Genomic DNA, 17,958 nt, shown 5'->3' on the forward strand with positions numbered 1-17,958 from the left:
TACCATTCTAGTAAGTTTATTCACTTTCTACAATAATATAACACTAACTTTTCCTAAATTCAAGCACTGGGACATAAATTTAGTTATGAAAGCTTATTTTACCATACCTATTATGGTATATAACAGATACCAATAAGCTACCATCTATTTATTGTCTAAAATGTATTGGTAACATATAGTTCCGTTACCTATTATACCTTACTCTCAATAATAACCAAGCATTTTCTGGAATGGTTACTAAATTGTCAAAAATTAAAGACTCCCGTAATATTTTAGTTATAATTGTAAAGAAACAGAAATATAGAAGGCGTTTCTTAGCGAATTCTGCCTCTTCCCCACCAACTTTATGAGTTTCTTCTTTATTAAGTAAATAATGTCCCCATGTTGTAATAATAGATTGCCACTTTTTATGCTACACTTTTGATAGTTTGATAGAACATATCAGCTATTGAAGGGAGCTTAAAAAATGAAACGTAAATTTCCTCTTTACGGGGCCGTACTAGCAGGCATGTTATATCTTGCGCCAACTTCTGCTTCAGCAGAAGATATTTCGAAGCACTGGGCCTACCATGAAATGAACTATCTTATTACCAACGATTTAATGAAGGGTGATGAATTCGGCTATTATCGTCCGAATGATGCTGTCACTCGTGCTGAATTTGCAGCCTTTCTTGTTAGAACACTGAACTTGCCAGCAGCTTCTAGTCAGGCAACCTTTACAGATGTTAAAAAAGGTGACTGGTATTATGGGGTAGTTGAACAAGCAAGCTATCACGGGCTAATTAAAGGTGACGAGCAAGGCAAATTCCATCCTAATAATCACATTAATCGTCAGGAAATGGCGGCTATGTTAAAAAGAGCTCTTACTTATCAAAACATCAATACATCTTCCTCCCCTATTGCTTTTACTGATAATGCGCGTATTGCCAAATGGGCTTATGCAGATGTACAAGCTGTCGTCACAACAGGACTACTTGTTGGGAAGCCAAATAATCAATTTGCACCTCTTGCTCAAACAACTCGTGCTGAGGCAGCTACCGTGCTCTATCGTTTAATCCATTTAGAGGCGCCTGGGACAGGTGGTAAGCAATATATGACGACGAATTACTCACATGATTACTCCTCTGTAGTGAGTAAACAAACCATGAATAATCCAAAGGTCGATGGTGCGGGCAATTTCACGGCTAGCGAGGCACTAGTGTCATACTATGTACACCCAAAAAGCTTTATGCAGGATAGCCCATCTTATTATCAATTCCTAAAATTATCTACTGTCGTCAATAATCTCAGTGCAAAAGAGCTAAATGATAAAGTACTTGCCAATAAAGGAAGCTTAGCAGGTACAGCGGATGCCTTCATTCAAGCTGGTGTAGACAATAAGATCAATGCTATTTATTTAGTCTCCCATGCCTTGCATGAAACAGCGAATGGTGGTTCTGCACTAATTAAAGGGATCGAGGTTGGCTTAGATACAAATGGCAAGCCGATGGTAGCAACACCAGAAAATCGTGATAAATTAACTGCTATTAAGACAACCTACAATGCTTATGGTATTGGCGCTATTGATGCAGATGCTAATAAGTATGGTGCGGAGCGCGCTTATACAAATGGCTGGTTTACTGTTCAGGATGCCATTATCGGAGGTGCCCAATTTGTCAAGGATCAGTATATTAGCAGGGGTCAAGATACGCTCTATAAAATGCGTTGGAATCCTGATAATCCAACAGTCCACCAGTATGCAACACATGTGATGTGGGCTGTCATTCAAGCGAAAAAGATCTATGATATTTATGAATTAATTGGTGCTCATACGACAACAAACCTAGTGTTTGATGTGCCTGCCTATCAAAGCCAATCTTCCGCTCCTTCATTACCAAGTCCATCGAATCAATACGCATTGGATTTAGGGTTAGCTGGAGCAACAGGTAAAACGACGATTAATCTCAATATGAGAACGTATCCGAATACAGCAGATAATGCTTCGATTATTACGAATTTGCCAAAGGATACCTCCTTCAAAGTTCTTGGTGAAAATGGTGGTTGGTTGAAAGTAAGTGTCAATGGACAAGAGGGCTGGGTGATTGATGATTATGTGAGTCTTGAAAATGGCTTACAAATTGTTAATATGAATATTACACTTAATGTTCGAAGCGAACCATCTACGACAAGTGCTATTTTAGGTACTGTGAAACCAAATGGCTTTATTATCGGGGCTGTAGACGATAAAGGTGAATTCATAAAAAATGATGCCTGGTATCAGGTGCTTTACAACGGAAAAACAGGCTGGGTACATGGCGATTATATTGTAAAAAAATGATTTTAATAGGATGCGCAAAAAAAGAGTGCGATGATGATTCGCACTCTTTTTGTTCATCTCTTTTTATCGCCGAGATGAAAGCGCTATATAATAGAAGAAACTCGAAATTTTAGGATATAATTTTCAAACTATCCCCCTAAAATTTAGTAAATTCTACGTCGAAATAGTGTCCTAAAAAAGCTTAATAGGACAATTGCTATACCATGTAAAAATCGTTACTGAACAGAGCTATACTTTAGGTAATCATCATTAAACCCATTATCGAAAATTTCCTGTCAATATTGCTTTTGTGGTATGATAGATTGCAGTGAAAATGGAATTACAGAAAGGTTTGAACACTATATGAGGCATGTAACGATTATGGGCGTACCCTTTTTACATATTGGTCAGCAAGGGTTTGTTGATTTACTCGTTAATCGTATTGAACAGCAAGAAAAAACTTTCGTTGTGACAGCCAATCCTGAAGTTGTCATGCAGGCAAATGAAAATCCAACTGTCATGAATTACTTAAAGCAGGCAACTTACATTTGTGCGGATGGCATTGGTGTCGTTAAGGCTGCACAAATCCTAGGTGATTCACTTCCTGAGCGTGTAACTGGCTATGATACGATGGTACGTCTGTTGGAAGTTGGTCAGCAAAAGCACTTTAAAATCTATTTATTAGGTGCGCAAAAGGAAACTATCGAAAAGACGGTTGCCAATATTCATAAGAACTATCCAAACGTTGATGTTGTTGGCTATCATGATGGCTACTTCGACTGGCATAATAATGATTTTGCAAATGAAATTGCAACTTTACAGCCTGATCTTGTATTTGTGGCATTAGGTGTACCAAGACAGGAAAAATGGATAACCGAAAACCTTGAAAAATTTTCAAAGGGTGTATTTATCGGCGTAGGCGGCTCCTTCGATGTCATCGCTGGTACTGTAAAACGTGCACCAGTACTTTGGCAAAAGTTAAATCTTGAATGGCTCTATCGACTGTTACGCCAGCCAAGTCGATTTGGCAGAATGCTTGTACTCCCTCGCTTTGCTTTAAAAGTATTTGCATTAAAGCTTAAAGGTCAGGGCAAAACAAAATGAGTCAGTCAACATTTGTTAAAAGCACACTCATCCTAACGATTGCCACTTTACTTTCAAAAGTAATCGGTAGTATCTTCCGTATACCACTTCAAAATATTGCTGGTGATGAAGTACTTGGTATTTTTAGTCTTGTCTATCCTGTTTATATGGTAGCACTATATTTATCCGTTGCGGGTATCCCTATCGCTATTTCTAAGCTGATTGCGGAAGCTAGGACGAGTCATGATACTGCCAAAATTAAGAAAATTTATGTGACTGCAAGAATCCTTGCATTATCCTTTGGCGTCATTAGTTTTACAATCATTTACGGCTTTTCAGAGCAGATAGCGAATGCACTTGGTGGGCCCTCCACAGAGATTGCCTTAATTATTGTTGCCCTTACATTACTGGTAGCTCCTTATATGGCTGTCTATCGTGGATTTTTCCAAGGTTTTGGGGATATGCGCCCTACTGCCATCTCTCAAGTGATTGAGCAGTTAGTACGTGTTGCGTTAATTTTAATTGTAGCGTATTTCCTCGTAGCAATGGATTATTCAAATGATATCGTAGCTGGTGGAATTATGGCAGGCTCTGTATTAGGAGCCCTCGGATCACTTTTCTATTTACTCTTTAAATATTTCCGTTCTTCTGTAAAAGTGACGAGTAAGGAGAAATATTCTGGTAAGGATTTCTCTCAATACAGTAAAACCATTTTAAAAATTTCGATTCCCATTGCGATCGGTTCTGTGACAATGGCACTCTTTAACTTTGTTGATTCCTTTACGGTTACATATGGCTTAAGAAGTGCTGGTGCAGATGCGAGTGAAATTAGCTACCTTTATGGTATTTATGGTCGAGGACTAACATTAGTTCAAATTACGACTGTTTTTGCTTCTTCAATTATCTTGCCGCTTGTGCCGTTGATTACAACGAAGCTAGCTGAGCGTAAATTGGATGAAACACGCACTATTATTGAGCAAACTCATCGTATGACACACCTTATTTCATGGCCAGCTGCGATTGGGCTACTAGCCTTAACCTTGCCTTTAAATCTAGCTCTTTTTAAAGACTTAGAGGGAAGCTTAATGTTAGCCATCATCAATCTAAGCTCTGTCTTTACATCACTGACCTTGCTTGGAACAGGTATTCTACAGGGTATGAATGCTGCCAAAACAGGAGCACTCATTATTTTGAGCGGTGTTGTCCTTAAGGTGTTTTCTAACATCTTCCTCATTCAGGCATTTGGTTTAGATGGTGCTGCCTATGCAACCTTACTAGTGTATTTTGTGTTATTTATTGTGAATTCTGTCTTCATTTATCGTATGATTCGCTTTACTGTCCTTGGAAAAGATACGGTGAAAATGATTGTGTCTTCCATTGTAATGGGAGCAGCAGTTGGATTACCAACACTTTGGCTTGACTTTACACATTGGTCAAGAATGTCGGCAATGGGCTATCTTACTGTCGCAATCGTAGTTGGTGGCGCTCTTTACTTCCTTCTACTATGGCTGATGAAAGCTATTCATAAACAAGATTTAAAGAAAATCCCTGTTATCGGAAAAAGATTTTCATAAATAAGAGAGGTAGGACACTTATGTCAAAACAGAAATGGCTTTGGGGAATCATTGTTCTTTTACTCGTCGTTTCCTCTACAGGTATCATGAAGAGGTGGAATGCGGAGCAATCGAATGATGCTTATGAGATTGTTATTCCCTATGATGAAATACAAACCGCAGAAAAAAATAGCGACCTAACAATGGATGAAATTCTTTCCTCCTTAAAGGATGCTGGGCTGAATACTGTGAGTCTAGAGCCCTTAACATTAAAGGAAATGGAAAAGCAAAACTTAATTACTGTTTATAAAGAAAGTGAGTTAGCAGCACAATTATTGTTTACACCCTATAAAGATGCTGTTGATATCTCTAATAGCGGTTATTATATTCGAGTGCCTGAAAATGAAAGCTACCAAAAGCTGATCATGGAGAGCGTTGAACCAGAGGAAGTACAAATAGGAGAAGAGCCTTTTTATTTCCTTCCTACTTCTAACCACAATTTTGATTTAAAAACACCAATTGGCTATGATCAGCCTGCTATTGACATGATTAGTAAGCATGGACTAGCCCACATCTTTAAGGTGGAAAATGCAGATAATGAAGTAGCTAATGAAAAGTTAGTTAATCAATTAGTCGCTTTAAAAGAGGCTTCGGCAGGCCGCTTACTTGGTCAAGGTGATGAAGCTATTGGTTTTGGACAAGAAGACGGCCATCAATTAGTTGAAAAATTAAATGAGGCTGGCTATTACTTCTACACAATTGAAAGTAACCCACTTAAGGGTGAAAGTAAAATCGCTCAAATGACGGATTACAATATGATTCGTTTGCATAGTATCAATGTCAACAGAGAGACTAAATTAAAGCTAAATGCAAGTATTGATCGTACAACACGAGCTGTCAAAGAGCGTAATATTCGCTCCATCTTCTATCATATTAAAACAACAGGTAATGCCAAAGAAAATGTAGAAGAGACGATTGATTATTTAAATGGTGTGCATGACACAATGCCAGATCATTTCAAAGCAGGTGAACCAAAGCTATTTGATAAAGTAGTAGTGCCAGCTTGGGTCACAGCAGCCGTATTAGTAGCAGGTATTTTATTTACCTTTATCATTTCAGAATTAGTAAAATGGATGCCTCTTCGTATCGCGGCAGCTGGCTTTATGGCTGTACTAGCAATTGCGTACTTTATTCTGAAAAGTACTCTATTCTTACAAGCATTTGCACTCATTATTGCAGTCCTTGCACCAACCTATGCAGTCATCAAATCAGCGCAAGGTTCTACGAAGGTGTCTAACATATTGGTCCAATACTTAAAGGCAGTAGCAATTAGTGTAATTGGCATTGTTATTGTCATTGGCTTATTGAATGGTAATGCCTTTATGACAGGCTTTGCTGTATTTAAAGGGGTTAAGCTTGTTTATCTTATTCCAATTATGGGTGTTTTACTATTTACAGTGATTGAGGTAAACCGACTAGCTGAACAAAACATTAAGAACTCTTTATCGAATACGGTAACATTGTTAAATAAAGAGTTAAAATATTGGCATGTGCTACTACTCGTTGTGTTGGCAGGTGTCGGATTGTTTTACATTAGCCGAACAGGGAACTCTGGCTCTGTAAGTGATATGGAATTAGCCTTTAGACAATGGCTAGAAAATACATTGTATGTTCGACCAAGAACAAAGGAATTTTTAATTGGTTTCCCATTCTTCATTTTAGCGTTATATGTAATGGGTATTAATCGCAAATGGGGAAGTATTCTCCTAGTACCAGGTGTTATCGGTTTCTTATCCATCATGAATACATTTACTCACCTACACATCCCAGTAGCTGTTTCTGTATTACGTACACTATACAGTGTATCTCTAGGTCTTGTAGTAGGACTTGTGTTTATCCTAATCTTCAAAATCGGTTATCGTTGGGTTTCTAAGGCAATCGCGAGGTGGTCATAATGCACGTTGTTTTATCTGGCTATTATGGATTTGATAATGTCGGAGATGATGCCATTCTACTGTCCATTATCCAATCTTTAAAAAAGTGGCAAAGTGATATAGAAATCACGGTACTATCTAATAACCCAGCAGCTACTGAGCAAACATATGGTGTCAAAGCCATCAACCGATGGAAAATGAAAGAAATTCGTCAATTACTTAAAACAGCGGATGGACTGATTAGTGGTGGCGGTAGTCTCATGCAGGATCAAACAGGCATGAAAACGATTCCTTACTATGCGGGCGTTATTCAAATCGCAAAATGGTTGAAGAAGCCAGTATTTGTTTACGCCCAAGGCATGGGTCCAATCAATCACCCGCTTAGTAAATTCATTGTTCGTACAGTCTTTAATAAGGTCGAGCAAATTACGGTTAGAGATAGAGCCTCTCTAGCTCTTTTAACAGAGATCGGTGTACGAAAAGAAACCAAGATCGTACCAGATCCTGTTATGGGACTTAACGGTAATGACTTTCATTGTGATTGGCTAGAAAATGTATCTTTGTCAGCCGATAGCTATATCTCTGTAAGCGTTCGAGATTGGCCTTCCGCTGTTGCCTACAAGGAAAAAATTGCACACAGCCTAGATGAATTAGTACGTCAGGGTGAGCAAATCGTTTTCCTGCCTATGCATGGTGAGCATGATTTTGTGACTTCACAGGAAGTAGCAGCACTTATGAAGGAAAAGAGCTTGATTGCTCCTGCTGATTTATCTATTGAGGAAAAAATCGCAGTGATTGGTCAATCTCAACTATTAATAGGTATGCGACTACATTCCTTAATTTTCTCGGCAATCTATGCAACACCGTTTATTGCCATTTCGTATGATCCGAAAATTGATGCTTTTGCTGATATCGTTGATCAGCCTGTCATCGGTCATGTCGAGGTTGATGATTGGAATGGTGTAACATTGTTTGAACAAGCTGTAGCAATTCTTGAATCCTATACAGCAGTGCAAGAAAAAATGCGCCAGGCCGTCATCCCATTGCAAGATGAAGCAACTGCAACTGCTAAATTAGCAATTGATGCTTTGTCAAAATAAATATTAAAAAATGATGAATTTCAATTAACATTGAAATTCATCATTTTTTTCCTACTTCTAATAATTTTAAAATGGACTGGGCCTGTTGCATATGCATGGCTAAAACATATTGACCTGCTTGCATTAAAATTTGCGCCTTCACCATATTCATCATCTCTTTTGCGATATCTGCATCTCGAATACGAGACTCTGCTGCTTGTAAATTCTCAGCCGTGTTCACATTGGCATTATAGGCATAGTTCCAAGCGGTTCTGATAGGCCCCAAGACGTGAGCGCTCATTAGAAACACGTTTTAAGGCTTCATCCATCGAAGACATGGCTTTTTCCGCTTCCTCACGAGTAGTAATGGAAGCATCCTTCAACCCAAGTGCCTCGGACCCCATCCCGTTGATAAATAATTCGATACTCTGCCCTGCATTGGCGTCTGCTTGGATCTTGATGCCAGTTGTTTCATAATCCCCATTGAGTAATGTCTTCGTATTAAATTCGGTATCGGTCGATGTGCGCTGGATTTCCTTTTTTAATTCCTGAAATTCCAAATCTAATTTTTTACGATCATCATCTGTTAATGTATCATTGGCTGCCTCCACTGCTAACTCACGCATTCGCTGAATCATGGCATGTGTCTCATTCAGTACCCCCTCTGCCGTCTGCACAAGCGAAATACCATCCTGTATATTCTTAGCTGCCATATTCAAGCCGCGAATTTGAGCACGCATTTTTTCAGAAATCGCCAGTCCAGCTGGATCGTCTGCGGCACTATTAATTCGATATCCAGAAGAAATTCGGAGCATAGCTTTACTCATCGCCCCATAATGACGATTCATATTATTCAGGATTGCCATCCCTGTTGCTGACCACTTACCAAGCATGATTTCACCACCTTCTTGACTTATATATCGTTCTATTCTTTACTCTACTAATCAATGGACTGTAATTTTTTTCTAAAAAAGAGTAATTGGTATAATCGAAAGTGAAAATATAACTAAATGAATTTTAATCTAAGGCAATTGGAAATTTGAAATGAATTATTTTATATAAATCCTTAAATATTTCTTAGAAGTCAAAAAAGACTATCACTTAATTTTTGATAGCCTTTTCGTCAATTGAATTATTAAACCGTTTTTATTAGTCTAACCAAAGTTCAGATACTTCTGTAGCACTTCTCAGTTTTTCCAAACTTGTATATCGTGTTTTTCTTACTGTCATAACATTACTATTCCCAAGAATAACATGGTTTTCCAAAGGGATTGCTTCTCCATCAAAATAAATAATATACTTTCCATCATCGTATAGTTTGATCTCTTTTACTTTCGCATAGTGGGTGATTGCACTATAAGGAGCCCCTCGATAACAAGCAATATATTTTATTTGAGGAATGCGCCAAGATGCAATACGAACCGAATACCACTGATTTTTTCCTAAAAATACTTCTTCAAATCCCTCATTTCTTGCTGGGCAAAAGAATAAATCCCAATCTGTACTTACAGCTGAATCTTCATTATCATCGGCATCTTTATCCATAGTTTCCTCTATGTTGATCATATAATCTTTTAATAATACATCTGATGCAGCATTTACATATTCTTCAATAGCATCTTCAATTAGTTGATTACGAGAAGAAGGTAAATCTCCATTACCGTCTGTTAATATTTTAAATTGTTCCACAATAGCATCTGCCTTTTGCAGTGTGTGTTCATTAAGTGTAAGAGAAATTTGCTTATTAGCACCTTCTTCTTTTCCTGCACTCAATTTCCTTCTTATACTTTCTTGGAGTGAATTAACCATATTAAAGCCCCCTATATCATTTTATACCTCAATACTATCATATGTTAATACATATGTGAATTAATATCACAATACATATTTATTATAATATTAATTTATTATGCGCTATAAAATGGAACATCTTAGTCAATAAATGAACGTATTAATATGTAAAACAACATAATAAGGGGAATTTAATTCGTTTCTTTTTTAAAGTTAAGACCTAATGGTTAACATGCTTTACAATATACTTCATCTTTTTTTGCGACTAACTTTTGTATTGTGACAATTGTGTTTCCATAGTAAAAATTATTGAGTTTTAACAAGAACATTGATAATTACGTCATATATTGCTTACATTTCGCTCAAGAAACATCCTGAAGTGGCGCATTCAACACTGTTAGCCAGTCCTGTTTGGCAATTCACTATTAATAGCTATAGTAAGATTAATCACATCAGCGTATACAAAATAAAAGCACCTGCTTGTCATTTATGATAAGTAGGTGCTTACTGGACATTCCATCTATTCAATTTTGAAACCCCCAAGTTGATGGCTCTTTTGCTGTAGCAATTCGAAAAAGAGTTCTTTATCATTCTCTAGTAATGCCTGATCAATCAAATGATCCAAATTTTTCTCCTCTAGCTCTGCAATAAGCTGATCGATTTCACCGACTGTCACAGTAGAAACCATCGGAATTTGTTGCTTTGGTGTAGCGCTTTCAAGTATTGGTGCTAAATGCTCATGAACATTGGTAATAAGCAATAGTTGATAAAGTGGTAACCGAATAAAGCGATTTCCTTTTTGGAAAACAAAAACCTCAGATAAATTTTCAATCTGCTGTGTCTTCATGTTGATGATCATCTCTTTACCTTCTATGGGAATGAAATGGAAAATCTCATTCTCTTTTAAAATAGAGAAATATTGATAAGCAAATACGAGACGTAATTTATCTCCCGTAACTTTTGTGTAAAACGGCTTCATGTATTGAACTTGCATCATCCTTCATCCCTCCTTAGTTATCTGATTATTCAGATTTTAACACAAATCAAAAGTCTTGTTAACTATCTTTACCTCATTTTTTTCTTTCTGATCATTCAGCTTATCATTACTGCATTTTAATCGTATAATGGAAGGACAGTCTTTTTTTCCTTTTTACATTTAACAATGTTAACTATAGCCATACATGATGAAAGGAGTGAGGTTATGGCATTGTCTATATCGCAATTAGCTAAGGAGCATCAAGCATTTGTGCTGACAAAATTAAAAGAAGCTGAACAAGGGTTACATCCTTCCTCTACCGAAGATGAGGAACTAGTGCGCCGTGCTGTCTTTTCAGTAAGAAATAAATCCATTGTTTTTGAACGATTTAATGGAGCAAGTTCTATATTATATGCAAGTGTTCAAGATGTCAGACCCGCTTCTGTTGAAATTGATTTTTCAAAGGAAGAGCTACATTGTAGCTGTCCTCAAGCAAAATGGTGTCGACATCAAGTAGGTGCTTTACTCGCTCTCTACCAATATTTTGACTCGGTTCAAAATTGGTCGAGTGCTTGGCGTGCACAAAAATCAGTACAATTAAAATCTTTAGCAGATGAACGCAGCCCGCAAAGCTGGTCAATGATGGTGGATGAGGTGATGAAACGATTATTACCACCTGGGCGCATACTAGAAGGCTATGGGCTTTCCGCTGTAAGAACCGATGCTTTGGAGCGTCTTCGTCGACATATGCCCTTTGAGCGTGAATGGCAACCTCTTTATAAGCTCTATATGGAGCTAGCCATTTTTAATTCGATATGGCGGCATTTAAACGAAACACCTGGACATTCGTTAGATTCACCTTATATGAAATATTTTATCGAGCAAAGCACACAATCTTTTGAGAGCATTCTTACAGAGCTTTCTAATCGATCACGACTATTTGCGACAGATCCATTTTATGATGCCATCCAAGAGCTAGTAAGGGAATTTTTATTAGAAAGACAAGGGCTTTTCGCGAATCGCCTTCGTCTATACATGCTACTATGGGCAGTGCTTTTTTATGAGAAGCCTCGACGTGAACAGGAATTGGCATTTATAAATAATCTTGTTCACTCTTCAGCAGAAATTTCTCTACAATCACTAAAATTATTATTTTATGTGCTATTACAGAAAGAGGATTTATTGCTTGAAAGTTTGGCACAGATTGATTTACCACAAATGCAGGATTTGTTTGAACTAGCTACTTTTGCTCAGCGTGCCGGAGAGTTCTATTCATTAGCAGTCATTTTACGAGCAATCTTACCTTTGACTGAAGTATTTCTACAGGAGGTCGTTCCAGTCGTTCAGCGTGCCCAATACGTAAGGCAATTTCAACTTTTATTTGACGAGATTCAGCTTTCGGAGGAAGAGGAAGCAATGCTGTATAGTGCCTTTGGTGTGTATGGACTACAGCCGTTCTCAAGTTTTTTAATTAAAAAAGGTCGCTATCGGGAATGGGCAGCTCTACATCAACTAAACCCATCATCCCTCTCCTACTTAGAAATGTGTGGATTAAAGGATGTATTACAGGTTGAACCTGCAACTGTTTTACCTTTATATCATGTCTATGCAATGGCTGAAATTGCGCAAAAATCACGCTTAAATTATAAACAGGCTGTGCGTATTTGGAAAAGTATGCGAAGTGCTGCAAAGCGAGCTGGTAAAGCAGCTTATTTTGAAACATATATGCAAACCATTCGTGCAGAATATAAACGACTGCGTGCGTTACAAGAAGAAATTGAGAAAGGAAACTTAGTATGATGACAATAAATGCTCCTTCCCCTTTTTCCAAAACACAACAGCTCCGTATTGAAGTAGCTCGGGAAGGATATTTTACGTTGCAGGGTTTTACTGCAAATGGTACAACAATCGATGTTGATACATTAATTTCTTCGCTATTCTTTACTTATGAGGCAAATGTTTATGGATTATTAACAAATCGAGCTGATTTTACAATTGAAGTTTCTACAGCTGAGTTACTCGATATTTTTTCAACAAGCTTCCAGCACCCTTTCATCAATTGGAGTGGTGCAAATGAAGAAAGTATAGAATGGTTAAAAAAAGTTTACGCATTACAAGCATACTGGCAAGAGCCATCACTTTGGTCACATGCTGTGATTGCAGATGATTTTTCATCATTAACTTTCCCTATTGATCATGTAGATTCAGCATTATTGGAAACAGCTGTACAGCAGAAGCTTTCACAGGTTGGGCTAATACTAGCTGATTTACCAAAGTTACTTCCCTTTTTCCTACGTGGAGGCTGGCCATTGGATCAAGCTCGTCAAGCGGGAGCCGTTTCCGTTTCTTTACGGTTAAGTGAGCCAGAAGAAGATGCCGATGTATGGTTATTAGAAACTGTCCTAAGCACTGCTACAACAAAAAACTACTGGACACCTGCTATTCGTAAACAATCCTTACCTATAGAAGAAGCACTACCTACAAAGTGGCGAATGTTTGCAACTGAAATTACGCAGCAACAACAGCAAATTGTAGAACTTCTATCCACCGATACAATCAATAGTGATATCTTTATTCGTGCGACACTGGAAGATTTAGAAGTTCGCTCTTTTTTACGTGAGGATCTTGCTAGATTGCAGGCACTTGGTTTTGATGTTGTACTGCCAGCATGGCTAAAGGATTTAAAACAATCCAAAATTCGAGTACGCGTTACAACTAGCAATGTTTCTACAAGGAAGGTAGCAGGTTTAGATGATATTTTAACGTTTAAATGGCAGTTTTCTATGAACGGACAAACGATTTCAGCTGAGCAATTTAAAAAACTTGTGGATGAGAAACGTGAATTTATTCGTATTGGCACTGAATGGTTCCGAGTAGATGCTAATTGGATGCAAGAAATGCGTGAATTGATGCAACAGGCAGAAGATGAAAGTTGGACTGTTCGAGAATTATTATTTAGGGAGTTACCAGAAGACCTGTCTGCCCCTCTTGAGGAAGAAGATGCAGATGATGCACTGAGAGATGATCCAATCTTTGCATTGGAAATACAACAATCATTAAAATCATACATGGAGCAACTTTTGGAGAAGAAAGGCTTGCCTGCCGTCTCGATTCCATTGTCCCTACAAACCGAATTACGCCCTTATCAATTAGAGGGCTTTGAATGGTTAGTCTTTATGCGCCAACAAGGTTTCGGTGCATGTCTAGCTGATGATATGGGCCTTGGAAAAACGGTTCAATTGATTACCTATTTGCTTCATATTTATGAGTCATCAACTTACACAAAGCCATCCATCATTATTTGTCCCACTTCAGTACTTGGGAACTGGCAAAAAGAACTTGCTCGATTTGCCCCGTCCCTGATTGTGCATACACATTATCAAGCAAATCGAGCAAAGGATGAAGAGTTTAAAAAGCTAGTGACTGCAGAAAGGCCACATGTCATTTTATCAACCTATGGTACTGTGTCACAGGATACTGAATTTTTACAGGATATCGAATGGGCAACGGTAGTACTTGATGAAGCACAAAACATAAAAAATATGCAAACTTTACAATCGAAAGCCATTCGTAAATTGCTAGGTGACCATCACATTGCTCTTACTGGGACACCTGTAGAAAATCGTTTATCTGAGTTATGGGCTATTTTTGATTTCATTCATAAGGGCTATCTAGGTAGCTTTGGTCGCTTTAATGAAGAATTTATTTTGCCTATTGAACGAGACGAATCAGAGTCGCATAAGCAGAAGCTTCGAGCTAAAATTCAGCCATTCTTATTGCGTCGTACAAAGCGAGATCCACATTTACAGCTGAACTTACCAGATAAGCTAGAATCGAATGAATATTGTCCATTAACAACAGAGCAAGCTTCACTCTATGAGGGCTATATTTTAGAGACGCTTGATCAGCTGGAGCAGTTAACAGGCTTTCAAAAAAAGGGTCGCGTCTTAAAGATGCTCAGTAAATTAAAGCAACTATGTAATCATCCTGCCTTATATTTAAAGGAACCTTTCGAGGATGCCGAAACAATGCTTGCGCGTTCGACTAAACTAGAGCGCATTGTACAAATGGCAGCTGAGATTGTGGACAATGGAGAGCAATGCCTCATCTTTACACAATATATTGGAATGGGACAATTGCTACAACATTGCTTTAGTGAAATATATAATGTAGATGCACCGTTTTTAACTGGTGCCATGCCTAAGCAGCAGCGAGACCGCTTAGTAGAGGCTTTCCAGGCAGGAGATTTTCCTATATTTATCCTTTCTTTGAAAGCTGGTGGAACAGGACTTAATTTAACAGCAGCTAATCATGTTTTACATGCAGATCGCTGGTGGAATCCTGCTGTTGAAAACCAAGCGACAGATCGAGCATATCGAATAGGACAGACACAATTTGTGCAGGTCCATAAGTTTGTGACAATTGGCACGATCGAGGAAAAAATTGATAAGATGCTGGTGCAGAAATCTGCATTATCTGAGGAGCTTATTCAATCAAGCCAATGGTTGACCGAGTTAGAAGATCAAGAACTCCGCGATTTAATAACATTAGATCTATAATAAATGAGATGCGCCAAGAGCAAATAGTTCTTGGCGCTCTTTTAGTGGAACTTGCTACTTCTTTTCCCTACTTACTTCATTATTCGTATTTAGTTGTGTTGAAAATTTCATTGCTGTGCGGTCTTCAGCAATTTTTATTAGGGTTACACATCACTCCTTTCTGTTTGTTACGGTGCAAGAAATATAAGGAGAATGGCGGATCAGACAATGAATGTTCTCTTGCCCCGTATGTAAACTATACTTGCTAAGGTAAAACAAAATCCTTTAAGTGTTCCTGTTCATTCGGTGGCTGCGGCGGTACCGTAACTGCTTCGTCACTATCTCTTTGTTTAAGTTGATAAAATCTAACATCTTCAACCACTATCTCTGTCATAAAAATCTTAGTGCTTTCCTCATTTACAAATGACCTTGTTTGAATACGGCCAGTGGCACCGACTAATGAACCTTTACCGCAATATTTAACGATATTCTCTGCAAGCCTTCCCCAAGCTGTACAGAAAACAAAATCTGTATCTACTTCTCCTTGATTGTTCTTAAAATTACGATTAATGGCTAGTGAGAAATGAGTTTGCACACGATTTCCAGATAAGTAACGTAACACCGGATCTTTTGTAAACCTTCCAACCAATCCGACTTGATTCATTCATTCACCTCCTTTGCTTTTGATTGCTCTCATCTTACAAAATGATTCCAGCATTCGCAAAAATCAGTATTGTTAATTTCCTTCAGTTTTTGTGCATAAATTGGGTAAATTGGCATTTTTATTTTTCTATTTTTTATTCATTTTTTAGCTGAATGCTTTAGGCTGTAATGGCAAATGCTATTTCATGAAATCTGCAATTTCGCAGTTTTTGAAAAACCGTCACAGGTGCGCATCACAAACAACTGCTGCCTCATGTGTTATACTAAAAGAATGACAGACTTAGGAGGAATATACATATTGAAAACTTTTAAAATGCTTTCCTTTGACCTTGTCACGAAAGATGGCGTGCAACCATTCCCTTTAATCGATGGCATCATTATTAATCAGGAAAATAGCCATCAATCATGGGTACTTGAATTGTTTATGGAAAAACAATATCGCTCAACCTTTGATGAGCTCTTAGCGAATGCTACCGTCTTCAATGTACGTGCAGTTATTTCATTTCCAGATAATGAACCCGCTCCTTTTCAGGTAATCGTACATACGGTTGAAGAAATCGGTGATCATGTTTCAGTCCTATTAAAAGGTACGCTTAAAATTAAACGATCAAAATATGCAGAACAATTACTTTCCGAGCTACTTGCTGAGGGTGTTTCTTTAGAGGATTTACTGGATCGCTTTACACAAGATATGAAAAAGCGGCCCAAATTAAAAAATGACTAGCGATGCGAATTTTTGCATCGTTTTTTTGTTGGACAACTGTTATGTTTACTGGACAATACAATTAAAGATGCTGGGTTACATTTGGTTATTGCTATGAGGGGGAGGCCTTTAAGGCTGTTGGAGATGTTCGTTTTGTCATTATAGGAGTATAGGAATTTTCTCAGGGCCATGCTTGATTAGTGATTAGTTACCCTTCATGAGTATTCTGCTTCTGGCATTTCCCGCTTCCATGGGTATAAAAAAGAGTGTTTTCCGCAGAGGAAACACTCTTTTTATGTTATCGGTTATTCATACCATCACGGTATTTTTCAGTGTTGTTTACTTTATCGTCGACAACATCATTATTATTGTTACCGTTCATGTTGTCATTACGTTCAACACCATTTACACCGTTTGCATTTGGTGTGTTGTCATAGCCGTTTGTGCTGTTGATATCGGCATTTGAACCAGGTGTTGTTGCTTCAGGTAATGTTGTATTATCGTTAACAGTACCTCGATCTACACCATTCCCATTTACATTATTGCGATCGTATGCATCGTCACGATTATTCGGATCTAATGCGTCCTCGACATCGTCGACTCCTCGACGTACGTCATTCTCGACTTCTCGAACAGGGTGATCTTCTACTGCATTATTTCCCCAGTTACAACCTCCAAGGAATGCAGTTGCAAGAATGATGGTTAAAAATGACATTTTCCACATAGTAAAAAACCTCCTTTCTTGGGTACTATGTCACCAAATACATCTACTGTATTTGTGATCCTACATAGATTGCCCGAGAAAGGAGGGAACTATCCGATTTTTGTACAAACTATTTTTGTTTTTCTTTTAATAACTGTTCAATATATGCTGCCTCTGCTTTACAGTCGTAGCTATAGTTTGTGCCTAGCTCTTTTTGCAATGCCTCGATTGTTTCGACTTGCTGTGCTGTTGGTTCTTCATTTAAAATTTTGGCAATAACCTCATCGATTTTTTGTGCCATTTCTTCATGAAACTGTGCACTCATCAATGTATCAGCAGGGATTTTTTCGATCCATGCGGCATTCTCCTGAAAATAAGTCTGCCAGCTTGCAATGAAGTCTTCCATGGAAAAGCGCTCTTCATCCCAACCAATACTTGCTAAGTATGTTTCAAAAGATGTTGAAATCGAACGAGTAATGCTAATTTTAATACCTGAAGACAATTCCTTATACATCTTAATAATCCTCCTACGTTTGTAAAACCTAAAAATTACATCTATTTCAATTCACAATCGCTTATTTACCATCGCAATTTAAGAACCTACTAATCAATTTTTGACTTGACTTTATCTATTTTATA

The 17,958-nt window shown here is 37.9% G+C and carries 13 protein-coding genes and 1 pseudogene; 8 read left to right on the forward strand and 6 right to left on the reverse strand.

Annotated features, from left to right (window positions below):
* The first annotated feature begins 466 nt into the window (after positions 1-466).
* From QH639_RS24770 to csaB, 5 genes are all read left to right on the forward strand, one after another.
* Entirely contained in the window at positions 467-2,317 is a 1,851-nt protein-coding gene (locus QH639_RS24770; protein ID WP_281115398.1) for an S-layer homology domain-containing protein, read from the forward strand.
* 342 nt (positions 2,318-2,659) lie between these two features.
* Positions 2,660-3,400 (forward strand): WecB/TagA/CpsF family glycosyltransferase, encoded by a 741-nt coding sequence (locus tag QH639_RS24775; RefSeq protein ID WP_259419830.1) that lies wholly within the window; start codon positions 2,660-2,662, stop codon positions 3,398-3,400.
* Complete coding sequence (locus QH639_RS24780) at positions 3,397-4,953, forward strand: putative polysaccharide biosynthesis protein (RefSeq protein WP_131520809.1); 1,557 nt, start codon at positions 3,397-3,399, stop codon at positions 4,951-4,953. The genes QH639_RS24775 and QH639_RS24780 overlap by 4 nt, the downstream gene beginning before the upstream one ends.
* A gap of 20 nt (positions 4,954-4,973) precedes the next feature.
* Positions 4,974-6,887 carry a DUF5693 family protein gene (locus tag QH639_RS24785; RefSeq protein ID WP_237899279.1) on the forward strand — a complete coding sequence of 638 codons (1,914 nt, stop codon included), beginning with the start codon at positions 4,974-4,976 and terminating at the stop codon, positions 6,885-6,887.
* Positions 6,887-7,966, forward strand: coding sequence for a polysaccharide pyruvyl transferase CsaB (csaB, locus tag QH639_RS24790; RefSeq protein ID WP_281115399.1), 1,080 nt, complete (start codon positions 6,887-6,889; stop codon positions 7,964-7,966). Before QH639_RS24785 ends, csaB begins: the two co-directional genes overlap by 1 nt.
* Positions 7,967-8,006: 40 nt before the next feature.
* Here csaB and QH639_RS24795 read toward each other — a convergent pair.
* The 3 genes and pseudogenes from QH639_RS24795 to QH639_RS24805 form a co-directional block, all read right to left on the reverse strand.
* Positions 8,007-8,838, reverse strand: a pseudogene (locus QH639_RS24795) (flagellin N-terminal helical domain-containing protein).
* A gap of 256 nt (positions 8,839-9,094) precedes the next feature.
* Entirely contained in the window at positions 9,095-9,754 is a 660-nt protein-coding gene (locus tag QH639_RS24800) for a ribbon-helix-helix domain-containing protein (protein ID WP_131520806.1), read from the reverse strand.
* 502 nt (positions 9,755-10,256) lie between these two features.
* Positions 10,257-10,733: an IDEAL domain-containing protein gene (locus QH639_RS24805; protein WP_004269498.1), complete on the reverse strand. Its 477-nt coding sequence runs from the start codon at positions 10,731-10,733 to the stop codon at positions 10,257-10,259.
* Between the two features lie 204 nt (positions 10,734-10,937).
* Between QH639_RS24805 and QH639_RS24810 the strand changes: the two genes are divergently transcribed.
* Both QH639_RS24810 and QH639_RS24815 read left to right on the forward strand, forming a co-directional pair.
* Entirely contained in the window at positions 10,938-12,512 is a 1,575-nt protein-coding gene (locus tag QH639_RS24810) for a hypothetical protein (RefSeq protein ID WP_131520805.1), read from the forward strand.
* Positions 12,509-15,271 carry a DEAD/DEAH box helicase gene (locus QH639_RS24815; RefSeq protein WP_131520804.1) on the forward strand — a complete coding sequence of 921 codons (2,763 nt, stop codon included), beginning with the start codon at positions 12,509-12,511 and terminating at the stop codon, positions 15,269-15,271. The genes QH639_RS24810 and QH639_RS24815 overlap by 4 nt, the downstream gene beginning before the upstream one ends.
* Positions 15,272-15,515: 244 nt before the next feature.
* Here QH639_RS24815 and QH639_RS24820 read toward each other — a convergent pair whose 3' ends face one another.
* The gene (locus QH639_RS24820; RefSeq protein ID WP_131520803.1) at positions 15,516-15,914 is read right to left on the reverse strand and encodes a single-stranded DNA-binding protein; all 399 of its coding nucleotides are present in this window, start codon (positions 15,912-15,914) and stop codon (positions 15,516-15,518) included.
* A gap of 297 nt (positions 15,915-16,211) precedes the next feature.
* Here QH639_RS24820 and QH639_RS24825 point away from each other — a divergent pair, with 297 nt between their 5' ends.
* Positions 16,212-16,637, forward strand: a complete 426-nt coding sequence (locus QH639_RS24825; protein ID WP_131520802.1) for a YwpF family protein — start codon at positions 16,212-16,214, stop codon at positions 16,635-16,637.
* A 277-nt stretch (positions 16,638-16,914) separates the two neighbouring features.
* On the opposite strand, the gene QH639_RS24830 is transcribed toward QH639_RS24825, so the two are convergent.
* Both QH639_RS24830 and QH639_RS24835 read right to left on the reverse strand, forming a co-directional pair.
* Entirely contained in the window at positions 16,915-17,340 is a 426-nt protein-coding gene (locus tag QH639_RS24830) for a hypothetical protein (protein WP_048395642.1), read from the reverse strand.
* 109 nt (positions 17,341-17,449) lie between these two features.
* Complete coding sequence (locus QH639_RS24835) at positions 17,450-17,833, reverse strand: hypothetical protein (protein ID WP_004269491.1); 384 nt, start codon at positions 17,831-17,833, stop codon at positions 17,450-17,452.
* Between the last annotated feature and the right edge of the window lie 125 nt (positions 17,834-17,958).

This window comes from Lysinibacillus sp. 1 U-2021, assembly GCF_029916965.1.
GTDB lineage: Bacteria > Bacillota > Bacilli > Bacillales_A > Planococcaceae > Lysinibacillus > Lysinibacillus capsici.